Here is a 21056-nt window from a genome sequence, read left to right as displayed (position 1 = left end):
AGTACCGAGCGGCTCAGTCGCGGACGGGAGTGCTTGCCGCCAACGCTTCCTCGTGTGCCCGAGGCCTGGCCACCCTGGCACGGACATCGATCCGGTAAGAGATGATGGCCAGGGTGAACAGCCCGACAGACAGGTTCACCAGAGCGGCGAATCCTTCGGTTGCGAAATCGACCAACGCATTGAGCATGGTGAAGGTGAGCGCTCCGTACCGCAGGAAATGCAACGGCCACATCTTGTCGGTTCTACGCAGCATCACCATCGCCGGGAGCGAAAAAGCAAGTGTGACGGTCGAACTCAGGAGAAGGATGGCGGTGGCCATGCTCATGCCCGCCAACTCGAACTTCACGTTGTCGTCGTCCAGGTAGACCCCGTTCATCGCGACGCCGAGAAGACCGAAGCCGAACGCCAACGCCGCGGTCACGGTCATCAGCCAACCGACGATCGGCAGCCATCGCGGACTTCGGAACCACGATGGGATCAAGCGGGGAGCCCACTGCGACAGCGCGTACAACCGTGCAGATGCGATGCCCGATGTCAGCAGAAGGCTGCGAATGTGTTCCGCCGCGACCTTGTCATAGCCCATCTCCTCGGCTTCCTCCACCAGGCGCAGCGCGAGCTCGCGCCGGTGCGGGGCGAGGCCTCGGGCAACCCCGTCGGCCGCGATGGAGGCTGCCGACGAGACCTTCTCGTGAGCGCTCAGAGGCCGTACCTCTCGTAGGACCCGACCGACGATCAGAACGAAAACGACCAATACATACATGATTTCGGCGGAAGGTCCGTAGAAGTAGTCGTTGTCCTTGGTGACGAACTTGCCCACCTCGTCGAGGAACAGACCGAAACCGATACCGCCGAGGACAACACAGAACAAGCGGGCGCCGAACCCCAGCAGCCACCAACTGATCAGCAGCGACAGCATCATGAACGCTCCGCCGTAGAGCGCGTGGGCGATGTGTAGGTTTCCGCCCCCGACTTGCGGATAGTCGGTGATCCACAAGTAGCCCCGGGTGACGAGAATGGTGGTGATCGCGATGATCATGAACGCCTCTGCCGAACTGAAACCCACGGCGTTCCTAGTGAAGAAGCCGAGGCGGGACGATCGGTTGGATGAACGTGTCACGTCGCTCCTCATGGTGAAACCGGCAATCCGGCTGTGCGCAAGAATTGTACGGCGGCCGGTTGTCGAAGGATCGGGTTCGTATCGAACACTGCGTGAGGCGGCTCGATCGCCGTTACGCTCAGCAAATGAAACAACTCATCCGGTCTGTGACCGCAGTTTTGCTGGTGACGGCGGCATTGTTCGTCGGTGCGGCCAGTGCCACGGCGACGCCCAGCAAAGACATTTCGGCCAAGACTCTCGCGGATTTCGAGATTCCCGCCGAGTTGATCCCATTCATCCCGGCCGGTGTCCACGTCGTGGCGCGCGAGATCACCATCGCTCCGGGCGGGACCACCGGGTGGCACTACCACGATGGACCGGTGGTCGGATTCGTCGGTGCGGGCACCCTGACCCATCCGGGGCCCGACTGCGTTCCCCAGATCTTCCGTACGGGCGATTTCATCAACGAACCGAGCGGGGTCGCCAACACCCACGTCGGACGCAACCTCGGCACTGTCCCCGTGGTTCTGTACGTCGCCTATCTGGAGCCCTTGGGTGATCCGCTCTTCGAGGACGCGCCCGCCCCGGCGTGTGACGTCGCCGCCGGGTGACTCGCCTACGATCGCAGAGATGGACGTAGCCCAGAAAGTTGCTGTTGTAACCGGCGGTGGAGCCGGAATCGGCGCGGCCCTCAGTCGTGCTCTGGCAGAGGCCGGCAGCCGGATTGTGGTTGCAGACCTGAACGCGGGCAAGGCAGAGGCCGTCGCCGACGAGATCAACGCTTCGCATGATGGTCGTGCTGTCGCGGAGGGCGGTGATGTCGCGGATGAAGGTGTGCTCCAGCGGATTGTCGACCGCGCCGAGAGTGAGTTCGGGCCGGTGGACATCTTCTTCGCGAACGCCGGCACCACCGCCGGACTGGGCCTGGACACTCCCGACGACCTGTGGGACGTCGCCCTCGAGGTGAACGTGATGGCCCACGTCCGTGCCGCGCGGATGCTCGTTCCGCGATGGATCGAGCGTGGCGGCGGATATTTCGTGTCGACGGCGTCTGCGGCAGGTCTGCTGACACAGATCGGTTCGGCCACTTACTCGGTCTCCAAGCACGCTGCAGTGGGCTTCGCCGAGTGGCTCTCGGTCACCTACGGCGACCAGGGTGTGAAAGTGAGTTGTCTGTGCCCCATGGGTGTGGACACCGAGTTGCTTCGCTCCGGGTTCGAGACCGATCAGCCGGGCGCCTCAGTCGCCGCCAGCGCAGTGACCGGCGCGGGTGCGGTGCTTCAGCCGGCAGACGTGGCGGTCCAGGTTCTCGCCGCGGTCGAGCAGGAGAAATTCCTGATTCTCCCGCATCCTGAAGTGCTGGACTTCTACCGTAACAAGGGGTCGGATTACGACCGTTGGATTTCCGGGATGCGTCGTTATCAGCGTCATCTGCTCGCGGATTCCTGACGATCCGAACCAGCCGGCCTTCGACTCGGGCAATCAGGTCTGCCCGAGACATCTCCACTCGATACAGGACTCATCACATGGATTTCGCTTATTCCGACCGATGCCTCGAATACCGAGATCGCCTTCTCGATTTCATGACGGGGCACGTGTATCCGGCGGAGGAGATCTACGCCAGGCAAATGGCCGAATCCGGCGATCCGCATTTCGACCCGCCGATCATCGAAGAACTCAAAACCGAGGCGAAAGAGCGCGGGCTGTGGAATCTCTTCCATCCCGATCCCCGCTACGGCGCAGGTCTGACCAACTCGGAGTACGCGCCACTCGCCGAGATCATGGGTCGAAGTGCTGCACTGGCACCGGAGGCGACCAACTGTTCGGCTCCGGACACCGGGAACATTGAAGTGCTGTCATTGTTCGGCAGTGATGAACACAAGGAGCGCTGGCTGACACCACTCCTCGAGGGCACGATCCGGTCCGCGTTTGCGATGACCGAACCGGCGGTCGCCAGCTCCGACGCCACAAACATCCAGATGAGCATGACCCGGTCGGGGGACGAGTGGGTCCTCAACGGCCGAAAGTGGTGGACGTCGAACGCTTTACACCCCAACTGCAAAGTATTGATCGTGATGGGAAAGACCGATCCCGACGCGGCCGCTCACGCGCAGCAATCGATGATGGTGGTCCCGATCGACGCTCCAGGTGTCAGGGTGATCCGCAACCTGCCGGTGTTCGGGTACCAGGACAGGGAGGGACACGCCGAGGTTCTCTTCGAGGACGTACGCGTGCCCGACAGCGATAGTCCTGGCCGGGGCCGGCGCAGGTTTCATGATCGGGCAGGCCCGCCTCGGTCCGGGGCGGATACACCACTGCATGCGAGCAATCGGGATGGCCGAGCGCGCTCTGGAGCTGATGTGTGAGCGCGCTTCCTCGCGCATCGCATTCGGTAAGCCGCTCGCCGCCCAGGCGAACATCCAGGATTGGATCGCCGAGGCGCGCATCGACATCGAGATGAATCGACTGCTCACCCTCAAGGCGGCGTGGTTGATGGACACGGTGGGGAACAAACAAGCGCGCACCGAGATCGCTGCCATCAAGGTCGCCGCACCCAACATGGCGCTCAAGATCGTCGACCGGGCGATACAGGTCCACGGAGGGGGAGGGGTGTCCGACGACTTCCCACTCGCCAGCATGTACGCGCACCTGCGCGCACTTCGTCTGGCCGACGGTCCCGACGAGGTGCACAAGCGGACCATCGCGCGCCAGGAGCTCGGGCCCTACCGTAAGACAGAGGCGAAGGCATGAGTTCGGCCGTCGGGATAGACACTGATCTCGTCACCGAATGGATCGTCGGTCTCGACATCGGAGCTGTTGCCCCGCTGACGTTTTCGCGTATCGGCAATGGTCAGTCCAATCTGACGTATCGAGTCGGGGACGCCGGTGGCCGGCACTGGGTACTCCGTCGCCCGCCACTGGGAGCGTTGCTGGCATCGGCACATGATGTGCTGCGCGAACACCGGATCATGTCTGCACTGCAGAACACCCCGGTGCCGGTGCCGAAGATGATCGCCACCACCAGTGATCCGGCTGTCACAGACGCCCCGCTTGTGTTGATGGGTTATGTCGACGGGGTTGTGGTCGACGATGTGGCGGTGGCTTCGGAACTGTCGCCCGAGCGGCGGCGAGCCATCGGGTTGAGTCTGCCGCGGGCACTGGGCACCGTTCATTCGGTCGACCTCGCCAAGGTCGGTCTCGACGATCTGGCGAGCAACAAGCCGTTTGCGGCCCGACAGCTCAAGCGCTGGTCGGCGCAATGGGAACACTCCAAGACCCAGGACATCGCCGAGATCACCGAGGTCGCCCAGGCGCTTGCCGCGCACGCCCCTGATCAGTCCGAGGTGACACTGGTGCACGGCGACTACTACATGAGCAACGTGATCACCGGGGTCGACAACGGTGAAGTGATCGGCATCGTGGACTGGGAGCTGTGCACGCTCGGTGAACCGCTCGCCGACCTGGGCAACCTGTTGGCGTTCTGGCCGGAAGCCGGAGACGGGGTGGCCGGGCACTTCACCGCGCCGACACTGCCGGGGTTCCCGCGGCGGGCCGAGTTGATCGCCGGCTATGCCGAGGCGACGGGTCGGGACGTGACCGATGTGGGCTACTGGCACACCCTTGCCCTGTGGCGGTTGACCATCATCGCCGAGGGCGTTCGACGACGATTGATCAACGATCCGCGCAATGCTTCGCGCGACGGCGGACCCACGAACAAGGTCATCGACGATCTTGTCGTCCGCACCGTGCAGGTAGGGCGCGAATCCGGAATTCTGTGATGGCAGAGACGAACCCGGCCACCGGCCGACAGGGAGGAAACCATGACGCAGAGCTATGAGCTCGCGGGTAAGACTGTCGTCGTCACGGGGGCCACATCGGGGTTGGGCAAGGAAACCGCGCGGCGGTTGTACGCACAGGGCGCCGACGTAGTCCTCGTGGCCCGAGACGAGGTGAAGGCTGCAGAAGTGGCCGGCGAGCTCGGTTCAGGATCACCGGGTCGATCGCCGACCGGCAGTGTCAATACAGCGCTGGCAGATCTGTCCGATCTGGCGGATGTGCGTGCGCTGGCGATCGATCTGCAACAGCGATTCGAGCGTATCGATGTGCTGATCAACAACGCCGGCATCGACATCGGTGAGCCACGTGAGTCCAAGGACGGGTTCGAACTCACCCTTGCGGTCAACTACCTGGCGCCCTTTGTACTCAGTACGTCGCTGGCGCCCGTCATGGCGGAAGCAGCCGCTGCCGGCGAACCGTCGCGGATAGTGAACATCAGTTCGTCGGGGCACCGCGGCGGCCACATCGACATCCAGGATTTGCAGGAGAGGGGCCGTAAGTTCAGCGGCCAACGTGTGTACAACAATTCGAAGTTGGCGCTGACGCTGTTCACCACAGAACTCGCGCGCCGCAACGACCCAACTCGGTTGGTGGCGAATTGTGCCGATCCGGGATTCGTCAAAGGCACCACTCTCGGGCGTGATCTGCCCTTCGGCTATCAGGTGATCGGCGTATTGCTCACGCCGTTCATGGCCACGGTCGACAAAGGTGCTCGGTCAGCGGTGTGGGCGGCATCCGCACCCGAGGCGGGCACCTTCACCGGCCGCTACGTCAAAGGCGGCAAGCAGATCGAGCCCAGCAAGGAGGCTCAGGACACCGAGCTGGCGGCCCGGCTGTGGGACGCCACCGAAAGACTCATCTGCGGCACGCGGTGATCATGTCTGCCGTGCGGTGACAGGCCTGGGGATCGCCGCCATCTGACCCTGCCCGATCCATCCGGGCACACGACGGCGAATGTCGGAGGGGCCGACGATCTGGACGGCGCCGATGGAACACGCTGTGTCCCAGGAGCGGTCGCCCCGCCAGACGGCGACGAGGTCACGGAGCTCGGCCACAACCGTGGCGGTGGTTTCGAAGCCGGGGTCGTAGTCGCAGATGTCCACCTGGCCTTGCGTCACGACCAGCCACCAGCGGTCGGCGTTGGCAGCCACGCCGCCGAGCCGGAAGGCTATCACCGTGCGGCTCGTCGGCCACACGTCTGTGGGTACTGTCCGGCGCATGTCCCACATCAGCAGGTGGGGGTCGAGGTCTTCGTCTCCGAGCTCGCCGATCCAGCGGATGCCCCAGGCGTTGAGGGCCTCGACCACCGACGACAGCTCTCGGCCGCTTGCAGTCATCGCGTAGCTCGTCCGTCCGCCCGCGACGTGGCGTTCGACGACGCCCGCGTGCTCGAGAGTCCTCAACCTCTTGGACAGCAGCGCAGGTGACATCCGCGGTACACCGCGCCGCAGTTCATTGAAATGCGTACTGCCGGCTAGTAACTCACGAACTACGAGCAGAGTCCATCGTTCGTCGAGTACTTCCATCGCCTTCGCGACAGGACAGAACTGGCCGTATCCGGACATCAACCCTCCTTTGGACCACTCCAGTCAGTACACACCTCGTCGCGAGCGCGGACCAGTACAAACTCTGTACTGGATCGGTTCAGATCCAGCACTGGACTGCGGGCGGGCCACGGTCGGATTCTGAGATGAACCGATCACGCACGAGATGAGGAACATGCCATGGCCACCGACACCACAACCACCACAGCAGGTCACCAGACGAATGAACTCAAGATGCGGCATCGCGCCATGTGGGCCTCGGGTGACTACCCGGCGGTCGCCACGGAGGTGATCTCCGCTCTCGGCGAGACCCTGGTGGCCGAGCTCGACCTGCAGCGCGGTGACCGCGTGCTCGACGTAGCAGCCGGCTCGGGCAACGCGTCCGTACCGGCAGCCCGGGTCGGAGCCGAGGTGGTCGCGGCGGACCTTGCCCCCGAGCTGTTCGAAGCCGGTCGTGTGTTTGCCGCCGAGCAGGGCGTACAGCTGACCTGGCAGGAGGCCGATGCCGAGGCTCTTCCCTTTGCCGACAACAGTTTTGACGTGGTGATGTCGTGCGTGGGCGTGATGTTCGCTCCTGATCACCAGCGATCTGCCGCTGAACTGGTCCGGGTCTGCCGCCCGGGAGGGCGTATCGGATTGATCAGCTGGACGCCCGGCGGGTTCGTCGGCCGGATGTTCGCGACCATGAAGCCGTACGCACCCGCGCCACCGCCGGGGGCGCAGCCTCCACCGCTGTGGGGCGACGAAACCCACGTCCGCGAACTGTTCGGCGACCATGCCGACATCACTGCCGAGCGGCGGACACTCACCGTCGACCGCTTTCAGACTCCTGAAGAGTTCCGCCGCTTCTTCAAGGCGACGTACGGACCCACCATCGCGGTCTACAAAGCGAATGCGGCGGACCCCGCGGCAGTCGCAGCACTCGACGACGGTCTGGACGATCTTGCCCGCGATGCGATGAACCACGACGGCGTGATGGAGTGGGAATACCTGCTGGTCACAGCAACGGTGAGATGACCGTTCGTCACTCGCTCAGTTGGTCGACAGTCTTGGTCGATCCCTCGGTGATGATGTCGAGTATCTGCCGATAGGCGACGGAGTTCGAGCTCACGATCGAACCGTGATCCTCGCCGTCGATCAACACCACACGACCACTGCCGTTCTCGTTCTTCAGCGCAGTGACGTACCGCTGCGACAACGAGGGGAGTACCACGGTGTCCCGGGTTCCGTGGACGGCGATCACCGGAGTTCCGGGGTCGAGATTCTGGATCGGGTCCACCGACGCGTAACGCTCCGGTACCTGCCCGGGCGTTCCGCCGAGGGCCGCGACGATCCGGTCATCGCCGTTGCGAACTGCCTGCACCATGTCCAGCGGACCGGCCAAGGAGACCACTCTGGTAGGCCGGAACTTCGGATTGCCACCGACCTCGGTGGGATCCAGTTTGTGTCGTGTCCCGCCCCAGACCGCCAGCTGGGCTCCGGCGCTGTGTCCGACCACCAGTGCGTCGGTGGTCTCCAATTGGGGGAACCTCTTGTCGATCGCGATGACATTGTCGAGGGCCTGCGAAACGTCCTCGAATGTGGTCGGCCAACCCCCGCCTGAACCCAGCCGGCGATATTCGATGTTGTACACCGCCATTCCCCGCGCAGCGAGGTCACGGGCGAAGGGATCAAAGAGATCAGCACCCAGTTGGGACTGCCATGCGCCGCCATGGATCAAGACGACCAGCCGGGTCGAATCCACCGCCTGCGGTCCGGCAGGCAGATAGAGATCACCCCAGTTCTGCTCCGGGTCCGTTCCATCCAGAGTCGGGTAGTCGATCCGGGTCACCGTGACCTCGTCTGAGACCGAGGGCCCGGCGCTCGCGGCGGACGACTGGGCACCCACTGGTCCGGCGTCGCCCCCATCGTCGGAACAGCCGGCGATCAGGCCGGCCGCGGCGGCCAGTGAACCGAGCAGGGCAAGAATGCGGTGTTGTCGCATCAGGGAGACCTTCCATGGTTTTCAGGCAGTGGGGCGCGGGTTCATCGCTCGACGGATGGCCGGACTCCGGGCAACGAGCGTCGCGCCCACATGGGCACGCAGGGCATACGGGGCACATCGGGCATGCGGGTCAACTGTCGGCGTCGACGGCAACCGGTGCCATCTTTCGCCATGGCGCCAACACTGCCGGATCCTGCAGTTCCATCCACGCGATCACGTCTTGATAGGTGGCACAGATCGTTTCGGGTTTCACACATGCCTCGCGCATGAAATCAGCTGTGGCGGGGTTGAACGCGTTCCCGCTCCAATCATTGAAGTGATTGGCGATGACCAGCGGGGCCCGGTTGCCCTCATAGGCGCGCCGGAACATGTAGTCGTAGGACTCCTTGACGATACGGCGGATCTTCGGTGCGCTGGCGGGGCTGTCCTTGGCTTGGTTGAACGTGAACCAGTAGTTGTAGTCGAGGGCGGTCTGCCTGTGATTGAGCGGAGGTGACCACGTGTACGGGATGGGGAACTCCCAGATGCTGCCGACCTTCGTCGGCCAGTAGATGCCCGGTTGCCGGGCCGCCTTCGACGAATCCCACGTCATGTCGTGCGCTCCCAAGGCCGGGAACAGTTGCCCCATACCGCCTTCGAGACAGGGCGTACGCCCACCTTTGACGGCTTCGGGTCCGAAAGCCAGATCGGGTGTGTTCCGGATGTTGTTGAGCGACTTCCACTCGGTCATCAGCCGGAAGAACTGATCGAGTTCGTGGTTCCATTCGGCGGTGGTCCAGTCGCGGCCGGGGTTCTTTGTGCCGACACAGAAATGGCCGACGTAATGAGTGCCCATCTCATGACCGGCGAACCACGTGCGATTGAGGTAATCGACCTGTTCGATGACTTCCTTATCGGTACCTCCGAAAGCCAACGGCGACTCTCCGGGTGCGTAGCCGGGGCCGGTGTACTTCTTCTTGTTCTTGTCGGTGAGGAAGTACAAGCCGGTCATCAAGGCCGTGAAGCGTGCATCGACCTCGCTCGCGGTGTCCAGGAACAGATCCCAATTTTCTGATACGCCGACACCGTCGAAGGAAAACAACACGAATTGGGGTGGTTTCGCGTTCGGCGAAAGACGTTCCATCACGACGTTGCTTTCACGCCGAGCCGGTGCGGGCGGAGGCGTCTCGACCGGTTCGGACGTGGCATCGACTGGTCGCACTGCGACACTTCCGGGCCCGTCCCCATCACCGGCGGTTCCACAGGCGGCCAGGATCACAGCGGCCACGGCCAGCGAGAGCGATCGACGGACGTGATGCTCTATGCGTCGCAACTGCAACGTATTCACCTTTCGCGCGGCCATCGGCCGCCCGAGCGCCGCCTTGACTCGCGCGGAGCTTAACAGTTCGGCAGGTGAACGGCCGGACGAATCGCCGTCGGCCGCAGTGGCGTCCGCTCCCCGGAAGCGTGGTCACGTGTGAGATCGCCGCCGGTGGGTACATCGGACCGTAAGATCGACAAACGGGTGAGACAGCGGCACTGCCGCTTCGCGCGGGTCGAGTCCCGACCCGCAGGCCTGCCGAGAGCACTGGAGGGGTTCGTGGCTACAACGCATGAAACAACCGCGTCGACTGAAGATGTGTGGCGTGTACTCGCAGACGGCTGGTCATATGCCAATTGGGTAGTCGGCTCGTCACGGATACGTGCGGTCGATGCGAACTGGCCGCAACCGGGAAGCAACATCGCGCATTCGGTTGGGCTGTGGCCTGCCCTGCTCAACGACCGGACGGAGTCGGTGGGCATGGAGGAAGGTCGCGAGCTGCGATTGATCGCCCGGGCTCTGCCCTTCGGCAAGGCCGAGATCATCCTGCGCCTGCACGAGATCCCGCAAGGGTGCCGCATCGAGATGATCGAGCACGCGGCGAACGCACCATGGTCACTGATGCCCGACCAGATCCAGCACCTGGCGGTTCATCCGAGGAACTCGGAAGCTCTGCGGCGTCTGGCGTTGCTCGCCGAGCGGTCCCGAACGGCGGAGTAGCAGAAAAAGCTGCATCCAACGGTGTGTCCGTTGGATGCAGCAAGTCCGCCGGCCTTGCGGCCGTGTGCGCGAGGTCAGTCGCGTGACCTGGTTCCGTCTGTCTGGTCGAAGAATCGCCAGTCTCCGTCGACGTTGACCTCCATACGGAAACCGAGCTGTCCTGAAGGCACCTCGCGATTCTTGAACCACTCGTAGGCGTCTTCGGCGTTGTTGAATTCGACCTTGTCGACAACATCCTCGTCTGGATTGAGAACTCGATACTCCGCCATGTCTCCCTCTCGTCGCCGTACTCGCCCGAGGCTGCTGCCCGGGCCGTCAGGCGGATACCCGCCAGTTCGCAGCGCTACACATCGCGGTGCGTGACGTTCGACTCCTCGCGGCGTGCGGCGGCGGTACCGACCGCGGCGACCACCTCGGTCAGCCTGCTCAGGTCGGGGACCACCGCATCGGCGATGGACGGGTCGTCGCTCTGGCCGAGTCTGTTGACCCACACCCGGGGGATGTCGAGAGCATGAGCCGGGATGATGTCGTGGAAGTAGCCCTGCGCGACGTGGACCCACTGACCGGGTCCGGGCTCGAAGGTCTGGGCGAACCTTTCGAAGTGCGGATGGGCCGGCTTGTACGAGCCCACGTCCTCAGCGGTGATCACCGCATCGACAGGAGTCCCGAGGCGGCGCTGCGCTGCGCCGATGATGTCGCGGTCGCAATTGGTCAGCAGGGCGAGACGCCACCCTGACGCCCGCAGGCGGGCCAGCTCCGCAGCTGTGTCGTGAAAGGCCGGCCAGTAGGCGATACCTGCGGCCAGCACGTCCGCGTCGTCGAGTCTGAGGACAAGTCCGGCTTCGTCGGCGGTGCGCCGAAACGCCTCGGTCAACACATCGCGGTAGCGCATCTCCGGGTACTGGGCCTGGACCTGCGGTTCGTGCCGGTTGAACGCGTCGAGGAGGCCCGCGCCGCGGCCCGGGAAGACAAGCTCCATCCCGGTCGAGAGACCGTGACGCCAGTCGATCAACGTGCCGTAACAGTCGAACGTTGCCCAGCGGATGTCAGTCATGGCAGGCAGCTCGATGGTGTGGTCGCGACGCCATGAGTGAATGCTATCCGCGGGTCGCCTTCCTGGCCCGGGTGCAGCCGGACCGGGACCCGTGGATGCTGTACGGCCACGGCGCAGATCAGGCTCGACCAGACGAGTTCGCGCATGCGCCCGCGATCAACATGCCCACCATCGCGGTTGCCTTGTCGGGTTGCGGAGGGTCGCCGGTGATCATGTCGCTCCAGATGAACGATTCGCCCAGGCGGACGACTGCATACGCGAGACCGGAGGTGTCCGGGTACCGCGAGAGCTCGGGCATGGCCGCCAATTTGCCCACAGTCCACTCGATCAACCTGCCCTGCACCACGCTGTACCGCGAGGTGAGGACCCGCAGCGCATATTCGGGGTCATCTGCGACGAACCGTTCGAGCGGTTGGTAATTTCGAACGGTCTCGGCGAGGAAACCGAAGTTGCTGACGAACTTGTCGGCGTCGAGCTCTCCACCACGCGCCTCGACTCGTTCGATGGCGTCGATGAGTATTCGCCACACGACTTCGCCGAGAACCACTTCCCGGCCCGCGAACCATCGGTAGATCGTCGCGCGGCCGATCTTCAGTTCGCGGGACAGCGCCTGTATGTCGACCCGCCTGCCGGCGAGGAACCAGTCGTGAGCGAGGTCGATCACGTCGTCACGGTGCACGCGAGGGTGTGACCGGCTGTTGACGGTCTCGTGAGACATAAGTAGATTTTGTCTCCGACCGGCCCTCCGGTCAATCAGCACACCGCTTCAGGAGCGCACATGGACTTGCAATGGTCGGCCGCCGATTCGGAGTTTCGAGACGAGGTGCGCGCTTTCCTCGACGAGAAGTTGACCCCGGACCTGCGCCGGGCGGGCCGTCTGATGACCAGCGTCTACTCCGACCACGAGGCGAGCATGGAGTGGCAGCGCATCTTGCACGAGCGGGGCTGGGCAGCGCCTGCGTGGCCGGTCGAGTACGGCGGTTGCGACTGGACCCTCACCCAGCACTACATCTTCAGTCGCGAGTCCATCATCGCCGGGGCACCGTCGTTGTCTCCCATGGGGATTCGGATGGTTGCCCACGCCATCATCGCCTTTGGCACCCAGGAACAGAAGGACTACTATCTGCCCGGGATCCTCACCGGCGAGGTTTTTTCTGCCAGGGATATTCCGAACCCGAGGCCGGTTCGGATCTTGCGTCCCTCTCGATGGCGGCGAAGGACGACGGCGATGACCTGGTCTGCACCGGCAGCAAGATCTGGACAACCCATGCCACCGAGGCGAACTGGATGTTCTGCCTCGTTCGCACATCCCGGCAGCAGAAGAAGCAGCAGGGCATCACCTTCGTGTTGATCGACATGAACTCGCCGGGCATCGAAGTACGGCCATTGGTGATGACATCGGGCGAGCAGGTCCAGAACCAGGTGTTCTTCGACAATGTGCGGGTGCCCAAGGCAAACGTGCTCGGAAAGATCGATGACGGCTGGACCGTGGCGAAGTATCTCCTCGTGTTCGAGCGAGGCGGGGGCGCGGCCGCCCCGGCGTTGCAGGTGATGGCGGAGTCACTGGCCACCTCGGCGGCGTCGCAGCCGGGGCCTGGTGGACGCCCGCTCATCGACGATCCCGCGTTCTCTGCCAAGCTGGCCGAAGCCCGCATTCGCACAAAGGTTCTCGAGATCCTGGAATACCGAACGCTGTCGGCGATGGCGTCGGGCATAGATCCGGGTCCTGCCTCGTCGATGCTCAAAGTGCTCGCGACCGAGCTCAGCCAGAAGCTCACCGAACTCACCCTGGAGGCCGCCGGTACACGCGGACGGGTCTACCAACCGCACGCGACCAAGCCTGGTGGTCCGATCTCCGAGTTCACCGAGCCCGCGGACGGTTACGTCAGCGGTGAACCGTGGGAGGCAGTCGCGCCACTGCGTTACTTCAATGACCGGGCGGGCTCGATCTACGCCGGTAGCAACGAAATTCAGCGGAACATTCTCGCAAAAGCAGCATTGGGGCTCTGATGGACTTCAACTTGACCAAAGAGCAAGAACTGCTCCGCGATGGCCTCGCCAAGTTCTTGGCCAACCGTTACGACCTGGAGAAGAGTCGGGCGGCCGCCAAGACCGGGGCAGGATGGCAGCCGTCGATCTGGCGAGCCTTCGCCGACGAACTCGGGATCCTGGGTGCGACCCTTCCAGAGGAAGCCGGTGGAATCGGTGGTGGGCCGGTCGAATTGATGATCGTCACCGAAGCACTCGGCCAGGCGCTTGTTGTCGAGCCCTTCGTGGACACAGTTGTCTTCGGCGGCGGTCTGTTGCAACGGGCGGGCGGGGACCGCGCCACGGCCGTTCTCGAGAAACTCATCGCGGGGGATGCGGTCACGGCGTTCGCTGCCACCGAACCCACATCGGGTCCTGACTTCAATGACGTGTCGACGATCGCCCGTAGACACGGCGACGAGTGGGTGCTCGACGGCACGAAAGTGGTTGTCAGCAGTGCACCCCTCGCCGGCCATCTGCTTGTCACGGCCCGGACTGCGGGCGGGCGACGCGACACCTCGGGGATCTCGTTGTTCCTTGTTGATGTTGATGCCGACAACCCTCCTGAAGGTCTGGCCGTTCACGCCTACCGCACCATCGATGACCGGCGTGCGGCGGATCTCGTGTTCTCCGGGATGCGCCTACCCGCCGATGCCCTTCTGGGTGGCGAAGGCGATGCGTGGGCGTCGATCGACCGTGCAGTGGACGAGGCCACGGCGGCGGTGGCATCAGAGGCTGTCGGACTGATGCGAAAAGTGTTGGGAGACACTGTCGAATACGCCAAGCAGCGTCAGCAGTTCGGTCAGACGATCGGCAGTTTTCAGGCGTTGCAGCATCGGATGGTCGACATGTACATGGAGCTCGAACAGTCGATTGCCGCGGTGTACCTCGCCATCTTGAATCTGGAGGCCGAGCCTACCGAACGCGCGCTGGCGGTGTCGGCGGCAAAGGCGACCATCGGTCGGGCGGCGCGATTCATCGGGCAGAATGCCGTTCAGTTGCACGGTGGGATGGGCATGACCGAGGAACTCGCGATCGGTCATTACTTCAAACGGCTCACGGCCATTGAGTACGAGTTCGGTTCTGCGGACATGCACATAGCGCGATACGCGGCGCTCACCAAGGCCTGACACCGCATCACTGTTCTCATCCGCACGGGGGCGCAACACCCGCCGGGCGGGCCGCGCAGGCTCGCCCGGCGGTGTCTTCGATACGGACTCGCTCGTCGGGACCGCCGACCGGGTCAGGGAGCAAGGTTGTCTATTCGCTGCGCCAACATCACGTCGAGGCTTGTGATTCCGCCCGCCGAATGCGTGCTGAGGGTAAAAGTCACTGTGCGCCAACGGATATCCATATCGGGGTGATGGTTGGCCTCTTCCGCGGCCTCGGCCACCCGATTCACCAATGCGATCGCCGCCGGAAAGTCCGGGCAATCGATCGTCTGAGTCAACGATTGGCCCTCACGTTGCCATTTGGGTAGATCGGCGAGTGCGGCGGTGATGTCGGATTCGGTCAGCAGTGCGGTCATCGTCCCGATGTTTCCACCACCAGGCCTTCGCTTCAATCGTCATCGGGGCATCGGTGGATGCACGCCGTCACTGGCCGACGACCGGCCGGACGTCAGGGGAGTGGTCGAGCGATCACAGCACTGTGCGGCCGCTGTCACCGCGACCTGTTCGGGATGGTGGCCGTGGTTGCGGATACCGAAGGCCGCCACCACGCCGCCGATTATGAACAGGGCCGCGGTCACCACCAGAACACGGTGGAATGACGCGGTGTCCAGCGTGCCGCCCACGATGATCCCGGTGCAGGCAACAGCGATCAGGCCGGCGATACGTGAGATCGCGTTGTTCAACGCCGAGCCGATCCCGCTGTGTTGCCGATCGATCGATGCAAGGACGGCCGAGGTCAGCGGCGTGACGGTGATCGACAGGCCGAGCCCGAAGAGCACGAGCCCGGGGAGCATCTGTGTCCAGAAATCGAAACCGTCGACAGTGGTGAGCATGAGCAGGTAACCGCATCCGGCGATGATCGGCCCGGACGCCATGAACACGCGGGGCCCGTATCGTGCCGAGAGCGCCCCCACCGGTCGAGCGATGAAGAACGAGAGCAGCGGGACCGGCAACGTCGCGAGCCCGGCCATCAGCGCCGAGAAGCCCGCGACCTCTTGCAGGAACAGAGCCGTCACCAGCGTGCCCATCGACAATCCGGCGTAGATGAACGTCGTCGAGAGATTGCCGACACCAAAGTTCCTGACCGCGAACATCTTCGCTGGGATCATCGGATGGTCGGTGTGCGTTTCGCGCCAGCCCAGCCCGGCCAGGCACAACAGTCCGAGTGCCAAAGCTGCAGCCACCGCAGGGTTGCCGACACCGAGACGTTGCTGCTCGATGAGGGCGTAGACGGTTCCGGCGAGACCCCCGGCCGTCAGCACTGCGCCTGGTACGTCGATGCGTTCGCGCGGTGTCGTCCGAGCCGGTTCGACGAGTCGCATCGACAGCACCAGGGTGATCGCCACCGGCACGACGTTGACGGCAAAGATCCACCGCCAGTTCAACGTGTCGACGAGTACACCACCGAGTAGTGGACCGATCACAAAGGCCGTGCCCGTCCATGCGGTCCACGTACCGATCGCTTTGGGCTGGTCGTCCGGGGTGAAGGCCGAGTTGATCAATGCGAGCGAACTGGGCACCAGCAGGGCCGCACCCACACCCTGCAGCCCGCGGGCGATGATCAGGACGAGGTCGGTCGGCGCTGCCGCGCACGCGACGGATGCCAGGCCGAAGATCACGAGCCCGATCCGGAGCATCGGCAAGCGCCCGAACGCATCAGAGATCGCGCCGGCCACCAGAATCAGTGCGCCCAGGGTGAGGAGGTATGAATCGACCACCCACTGCTGTGTACTCAGCCCACCTCCCAGGTCGTCTGAGATGGCGGGAAGGGCGAGGTTCACCACCGATCCGTCGAGGAACGCGACAAAAGACGCGAGGATCGCGACAACCAGGACGGGACCGGGCGTGGGCCTGGAGGTGGGCGTGGCGGCGCTCACCTCCATCGCCACCCTCGAGTCGGTGCGGAGCGGTGCAATCCCATGGTCGGACGGTAGCCGGTGTGCACTGTGCTGTCAGGAAAGCGGTCGCCGGAGACCCTCGTCAGTGCACGGTTGTACACTGAATGCATGATCGATGTGGATGGCTCGCGGCAGGACGAAGTTCGCGCGCTGGCGGAACTGGCCTTCGAGGAGGTCGGGAAGGCGGTGACCGGGGTCGGCACCGTACACAGGGCGATATCCGACCGCGTGTTCTCGGGGGTGCAGCTCGGTGTCGGCCCCTGGGCGGCACCGTCGCGGATCATTCACAACGCGATCGCCGATGGAACGTATCGATCCATCGCGGTTGCCTGTGAGGTGGCAGCGCAGGTGGCATCACGGACGGTCGACGGACGTGGGCGGGTGCCCTCGGAGACCAAACGCGGTGCGATTGCGCTCGGTGCGTTGACCGGTTTGATCGGTGACGCGCTCGCCGAACAGGATTCGCCACTGGCCACGCCGATGTCGCTTCGGGTCGACGGGCGTATCCAACACGCGGACAGCAAATCCCTGGCGAAAGCGTATCCTCACGCGACGCCCAAGCTGGTCTTCTTCACGCATGGGTTGATGGAGACCGAAGTCGCCTGGGGTATCGGCGGCAGGCCGACGTATGGGGCCAGATTGTCCGCGGAGCTCGGCTTCAGCGAACTGCAGGTGCGTTACAACACGGGTAGGCACATCTCCGAGAACGGCCGTGATCTCGCCGTGCTCATCGAGGACGTGGTGAGGAACTGGCCTGTACCCGTGGAGGAGATCGTGCTGGTCGGGCACTCGATGGGTGGTCTCGTGGCACGTAGTGCCTGTCACGGGGCCTCCCTCGTGGGGGCTGGGTGGGCCGGAAAGGTCCGCCACATCGTCTGTCTCGGATCTCCGCATCTGGGGGCCCCGTTGGCGCGGACAGTACACACCGCCACCGCGCTGTTGCAGATGCTGCCCGAGTCCCGTCCGATCGGCCGGCTACTGCACAGGCGCAGCGCCGGGATCCGGGACCTGTATGCCGGTTCGCTGGTGGACGAAGACTGGACGGGTCGAGACCTCGATGCCTTGCGCCAGGCCGCCATCGCGGAGGTCCCGTTGCTCGCCGATGCCGAGCACAGTTTTGTGTCGGCCTCGATCACCCGAGACCCGGAACACCTGCTCGGTCGTTACCTCGGTGACGGTTTGGTACTGCATGTCAGTGCCCGTGGCCGAGACAAGCTGCGCGACATCGGTTTTCGTGACGACGACGGGATGCATCTCGGGTCGGCCCACCACTTCACCCTGCTCAACAACGAAGCCGTCTACGAGTGGCTGGCTACGCGGCTGCGGGAGAAGTCGACACCGGTCGGCTGATCAGCCGGCCGACGTCAGGGAAGCGCTGCGCTCCCTGAACCTCATCGGGGCGTCCGCAACCGTGCCGTGGCGCAAGGTGAGGACATCGCGGTAGTAGTTCATCCGCAGCCTCCAGGGAGCACGTGAACCCTGGTGCGGAAACGAGTCGACCGAACGCAGAACGTATCCGGCAGCGAAATCGAGGAACGGTTCCTCCTGTACGGACGGGTCCTTCACCGGGACACTTTCGCCGTATCCGTTGGCGTCCATGTGTTCGAGCAGGCGACACATGTACTCGCACACCAGGTCTGCCTTCAAGGTCCACGATGCGTTCGTGTACCCGACAACGTAGAAGAAATTGGGGATGCCGCTGAGCATCATGCCCTTGTAGGTCATCGTGTCGGTGAGGTCGACTTCCTCCCCGTCGACTACGAACGTGAGCCCGCCCAGGGCGAGCAGATTGAGGCCGGTGGCTGTGACGATGATGTCGGCGTCGAGATGGTCGCCGGATTCCAGCTCGACGCCGTTTTCGGTGAACGTGGCGATCCGGTCGGTGGCCATGGACACCGACCCTTTTCTGATGGCGCGGAACAGGTCGCTGTCGGGCACGAGGCACAAGCGCTGATCCCAGGGGTTGTAGCGCGGGGCGAAGTGGGTGTCGATGTCGAAATCTGGCAGTTGACGCTCTTGCCATGACCGGATCTGCTTCTTCATGAACTGTGGATGACGTTGACACAGTTGATAGATGGCGGTGGAGACGGCGATTCCCTTGCCGCGCGCGGCAGCGTAGGCCCATTTCGCGGGAAGTAGTTTGCGCAGTCTGTTCGCAATGGCATCCTGCTTGGGAATGGAGATGACGTAGGACGGCGAACGCTGGAGCATGGTGACGTGTGCGGCTTCGGGGGCCATCGACGGCGCCAAGGTGACGGCGGTGGCCCCGCTGCCGATGATCACCACCCGCTTGTCGGTGTAGTCGAGGTCGGTCGGCCAATGCTGCGGATGCACGATGGTCCCGGCGAACCTCTCGATCGCGGGGAAGTCGGGTGTGTAGCCCTCGTCGTAGCGGTAGTAGCCGCTACAGGACATCAGGAAGTTGGCGGCGATGGTCTCGGTCTGGGTTTCGGCGCCCACGTCGGTGCGCTCGATGTGAACCCGCCAGAGCTGTTCGCTGCTCGACCATTCCGCACGCACGGCCCGGCGGTTGAACCGGATCGTCTCATCGATCCCGTAGTCGGCGGCTGTTGCCCGGACGTATTCCAGGATGGAGGAGCCGTCTGCGATCGCGTTGTCACCCACCCAGGGCCGGAACTTGTATCCGAGGGTGAACATGTCCGAATCGGACCGGATCCCTGGGTACTTGAACAGGTCCCATGTACCGCCGATGCGGGGCCGGCTCTCCAGGATCGCGATGCTGCGGTCGGGGAACTTCTCCCGCACGTGGCAGGCGGCGCCGACTCCTGAGAGTCCTGCTCCGATGATCAACACATCTACGCGATCTGACAGGGTCATCGGTCCTCTTCGGTCGTGCCGGCGGCGATCGCGCAGGTCACCGTGTCTTTTGACGGACGGTCGCGTTCTCGCTGTTTTCCTTTGCGAAGCAGTTTCCTCGTTCACGAAGCTGTGCAACTATGAGCGTCACGGTCAAAACGAGGACAGGCTCTCCATCACATGCAACGCACCACGCATCGTACGTACTACTTCTTCGCATTGGCCATGATCCTGCTGGTTGGTGTCGGGTCGACCCAGTGGGCCCAAGCCGGGCCCGCAGAAGCGGCCGGGCCGAACAGGGTGGAGGCGACGGCGGACGGTCTCGAGCTCGATGGAACGCCATGGTGGCCGAGCGGGTTCAACGCCTACCAGCTCGCGACCGATTGGTCGGTGAACCAGGGTTGCGGCGCGATGGTCGACCTCGACTCCTACTTCTCGTCGCTCGAGCCCAACTCGCTCACGCGCTTCAACGCTTTCCAGCGTCTGGCCGTCAACAAGTTCACGGGCGAGCTCGATTTCGGTCCGATGGACGCGGTGTTCGCCGCGGCCGAAGCTCATGACCAAATGCTCGTGCCGGTCTTCACCGGTGGCGACGGTGCCTGCGAAGACGAGTTGTTCAAGGGTCGGAGCTGGTACACGTCCGGTTGGAAGACCTTGGTCCCGGCGGGGGCGCCCCTACGGTTCGATCAATGGGTGACCACGGCGGTCAACCGGTGGAAGTCGTCGCCTGCGCTGGCCGGTTGGGAATTGGTCGGCGAACCCGAGACGAGTCTGTGCGGCGATTCTGCGTGCAGTTGGCAGAACCGCACGTGCCCGTCCGACTCGGGTCAGATCCTGCGGAACTTCTTCGACCAAGCCGGAGCCAAGGTTCGGGCAGCGGACCCGTCCACCCCGATCTGGGCGGGCCTGCTCGGTGGCGGGCAATGTGGGTCGGCCGGCGGTGACTATCAGCTGCTCGGGGCTTCACCCCACGTCGACGTGCTCGAGTACCACGACTACGGCGCTGATGGTGTGCCGTTGCCCGGCGACGTGTGGAATGGCCTCGCCACCCACATCGTGCAGGCCCAGGCGGTCGGGAAGCCACTGGTGGTCGCCGAGATCGGGCAGAACGCCGGGTCGTGCGGCACCCGTGAGGATCGGGTGGACGACTTCGAGACCAAAATCGACGGTCAGCGCGCCGCCGGTACTGCGGGTGCGCTGTTCTGGGCCTTCGTGCCGGATCCGCGCGAGCAGCAATGCACGTTCGACATCGGCCCGGACGATCCTGCTTTCGATCTCGTTGCCGAGCTCAACACTGTTGGGCCCTGACGCGCGGCAGGTACGCGCGTGGTGTCGTTCTACGACTGGTCGAACATCCATCCGGAGTGGCGAGCCAAAGGGATCTTTCCGGTGATCTCTGCCACTGCGCTTCGCAGTACCCTCGGCATCCTCGACCGAACTGTACGGCGCGGGTACCCGCTGGCCTCGCCAGATACGCGCTTGACGCGCTAGTCGTACGGCCCGACTCCGACAAGGCTTCCGTCCGGTCCGCGGATGTACCCCGCGCCCCGGGAATAGTTGATTGCCGCATGTAACTTATATAAGTTGTGTAGTGCAATCAATTATA

At 63.9% G+C, this 21056-nt stretch carries 19 protein-coding genes and 2 pseudogenes; 11 read left to right on the top strand and 10 right to left on the bottom strand.

Annotation, left to right across the window (positions count from 1 at the left end; translation table 11 throughout):
* Nucleotides 1–13 precede the first annotated feature (13 nt).
* Nucleotides 14–1117: a hypothetical protein gene (locus tag MVA47_RS17635; RefSeq protein ID WP_247208973.1), complete on the bottom strand. Its 1104-nt coding sequence runs from the start codon at nucleotides 1115–1117 to the stop codon at nucleotides 14–16.
* A 125-nt stretch (nucleotides 1118–1242) separates the two neighbouring features.
* On the opposite strand from MVA47_RS17635, the gene MVA47_RS17630 reads away from it, so the two are divergent.
* From MVA47_RS17630 to MVA47_RS17610, 5 genes and pseudogenes are all read left to right on the top strand, one after another.
* Nucleotides 1243–1707, top strand: a complete 465-nt coding sequence (locus MVA47_RS17630; RefSeq protein WP_247208971.1) for a cupin domain-containing protein — start codon at nucleotides 1243–1245, stop codon at nucleotides 1705–1707.
* Nucleotides 1708–1726: 19 nt separating this feature from the next.
* On the top strand, nucleotides 1727–2545 hold the full coding sequence (locus MVA47_RS17625) for an SDR family oxidoreductase (RefSeq protein ID WP_247208970.1): 819 nt from the start codon (nucleotides 1727–1729) through the stop codon (nucleotides 2543–2545).
* Nucleotides 2546–2622: 77 nt separating this feature from the next.
* Nucleotides 2623–3847 (top strand): annotated as a pseudogene (locus MVA47_RS17620) (acyl-CoA dehydrogenase family protein).
* Nucleotides 3844–4875, top strand: coding sequence for a phosphotransferase family protein (locus MVA47_RS17615; RefSeq protein ID WP_247208969.1), 1032 nt, complete (start codon nucleotides 3844–3846; stop codon nucleotides 4873–4875). Before MVA47_RS17620 ends, MVA47_RS17615 begins: the two are co-directional and overlap by 4 nt.
* A gap of 42 nt (nucleotides 4876–4917) precedes the next feature.
* Entirely contained in the window at nucleotides 4918–5808 is an 891-nt protein-coding gene (locus MVA47_RS17610) for an SDR family oxidoreductase (protein WP_247208965.1), read from the top strand.
* Here MVA47_RS17610 and MVA47_RS17605 read toward each other — a convergent pair whose 3' ends face one another.
* Nucleotides 5809–6498: a helix-turn-helix domain-containing protein gene (locus MVA47_RS17605; protein ID WP_247208963.1), complete on the bottom strand. Its 690-nt coding sequence runs from the start codon at nucleotides 6496–6498 to the stop codon at nucleotides 5809–5811.
* 159 nt (nucleotides 6499–6657) lie between these two features.
* Between MVA47_RS17605 and MVA47_RS17600 the strand changes: the two genes are divergently transcribed.
* Entirely contained in the window at nucleotides 6658–7494 is an 837-nt protein-coding gene (locus MVA47_RS17600; RefSeq protein WP_247208961.1) for a class I SAM-dependent methyltransferase, read from the top strand.
* A 7-nt stretch (nucleotides 7495–7501) separates the two neighbouring features.
* Here the strand turns inward: MVA47_RS17600 and MVA47_RS17595 are convergent, their stop codons facing one another.
* On the bottom strand, nucleotides 7502–8461 hold the full coding sequence (locus MVA47_RS17595; protein ID WP_247208960.1) for a S9 family peptidase: 960 nt from the start codon (nucleotides 8459–8461) through the stop codon (nucleotides 7502–7504).
* 130 nt (nucleotides 8462–8591) lie between these two features.
* Nucleotides 8592–9779 carry a polysaccharide deacetylase gene (locus MVA47_RS17590; protein ID WP_247208958.1) on the bottom strand — a complete coding sequence of 396 codons (1188 nt, stop codon included), beginning with the start codon at nucleotides 9777–9779 and terminating at the stop codon, nucleotides 8592–8594.
* Between the two features lie 261 nt (nucleotides 9780–10040).
* On the opposite strand from MVA47_RS17590, the gene MVA47_RS17585 reads away from it, so the two are divergent.
* On the top strand, nucleotides 10041–10481 hold the full coding sequence (locus tag MVA47_RS17585) for an SRPBCC family protein (protein ID WP_247208957.1): 441 nt from the start codon (nucleotides 10041–10043) through the stop codon (nucleotides 10479–10481).
* 74 nt (nucleotides 10482–10555) lie between these two features.
* Here MVA47_RS17585 and MVA47_RS17580 read toward each other — a convergent pair whose 3' ends face one another.
* The 3 genes from MVA47_RS17580 to MVA47_RS17570 form a co-directional block, all read right to left on the bottom strand.
* Nucleotides 10556–10750 carry a hypothetical protein gene (locus tag MVA47_RS17580; RefSeq protein WP_023958137.1) on the bottom strand — a complete coding sequence of 65 codons (195 nt, stop codon included), beginning with the start codon at nucleotides 10748–10750 and terminating at the stop codon, nucleotides 10556–10558.
* Nucleotides 10751–10824: 74 nt separating this feature from the next.
* Complete coding sequence (locus MVA47_RS17575; RefSeq protein ID WP_247208955.1) at nucleotides 10825–11535, bottom strand: HAD family hydrolase; 711 nt, start codon at nucleotides 11533–11535, stop codon at nucleotides 10825–10827.
* Nucleotides 11536–11653: 118 nt separating this feature from the next.
* Nucleotides 11654–12253, bottom strand: coding sequence for a QsdR family transcriptional regulator (locus MVA47_RS17570; protein ID WP_247208954.1), 600 nt, complete (start codon nucleotides 12251–12253; stop codon nucleotides 11654–11656).
* A gap of 60 nt (nucleotides 12254–12313) precedes the next feature.
* Between MVA47_RS17570 and MVA47_RS17565 the strand changes: the two are divergent.
* Nucleotides 12314–13545, top strand: a pseudogene (locus MVA47_RS17565) (acyl-CoA dehydrogenase family protein).
* Entirely contained in the window at nucleotides 13545–14693 is a 1149-nt protein-coding gene (locus MVA47_RS17560) for an acyl-CoA dehydrogenase family protein (protein WP_247208953.1), read from the top strand. The pseudogene MVA47_RS17565 and the gene MVA47_RS17560 overlap by 1 nt, the downstream one beginning before the upstream one ends.
* A gap of 113 nt (nucleotides 14694–14806) precedes the next feature.
* On the opposite strand, the gene MVA47_RS17555 is transcribed toward MVA47_RS17560, so the two are convergent.
* Both MVA47_RS17555 and MVA47_RS17550 read right to left on the bottom strand, forming a co-directional pair.
* Nucleotides 14807–15091, bottom strand: coding sequence for a 4a-hydroxytetrahydrobiopterin dehydratase (locus MVA47_RS17555; RefSeq protein ID WP_247208951.1), 285 nt, complete (start codon nucleotides 15089–15091; stop codon nucleotides 14807–14809).
* Between the two features lie 39 nt (nucleotides 15092–15130).
* Nucleotides 15131–16612 carry an MFS transporter gene (locus tag MVA47_RS17550; RefSeq protein ID WP_247208949.1) on the bottom strand — a complete coding sequence of 494 codons (1482 nt, stop codon included), beginning with the start codon at nucleotides 16610–16612 and terminating at the stop codon, nucleotides 15131–15133.
* Nucleotides 16613–16741: 129 nt separating this feature from the next.
* Here MVA47_RS17550 and MVA47_RS17545 point away from each other — a divergent pair, with 129 nt between their 5' ends.
* Nucleotides 16742–17983 carry an alpha/beta fold hydrolase gene (locus MVA47_RS17545; RefSeq protein WP_247208944.1) on the top strand — a complete coding sequence of 414 codons (1242 nt, stop codon included), beginning with the start codon at nucleotides 16742–16744 and terminating at the stop codon, nucleotides 17981–17983.
* Here MVA47_RS17545 and MVA47_RS17540 read toward each other — a convergent pair whose 3' ends face one another.
* Nucleotides 17984–19471 carry an NAD(P)/FAD-dependent oxidoreductase gene (locus MVA47_RS17540; RefSeq protein ID WP_281504799.1) on the bottom strand — a complete coding sequence of 496 codons (1488 nt, stop codon included), beginning with the start codon at nucleotides 19469–19471 and terminating at the stop codon, nucleotides 17984–17986. It abuts the gene before it with no gap.
* Nucleotides 19472–19630: 159 nt separating this feature from the next.
* On the opposite strand from MVA47_RS17540, the gene MVA47_RS17535 reads away from it, so the two are divergent.
* Nucleotides 19631–20758 (top strand): beta-mannosidase, encoded by a 1128-nt coding sequence (locus MVA47_RS17535; protein ID WP_247208942.1) that lies wholly within the window; start codon nucleotides 19631–19633, stop codon nucleotides 20756–20758.
* Nucleotides 20759–21056: the final 298 nt, after the last annotated feature.

This window comes from Williamsia sp. DF01-3, from assembly GCF_023051145.1.
Classification (GTDB): domain Bacteria; phylum Actinomycetota; class Actinomycetes; order Mycobacteriales; family Mycobacteriaceae; genus Williamsia.
The sequence above is the reverse complement of the archived record's forward strand: the minus strand, read 5'-3'. Positions and strand labels throughout refer to the sequence as shown.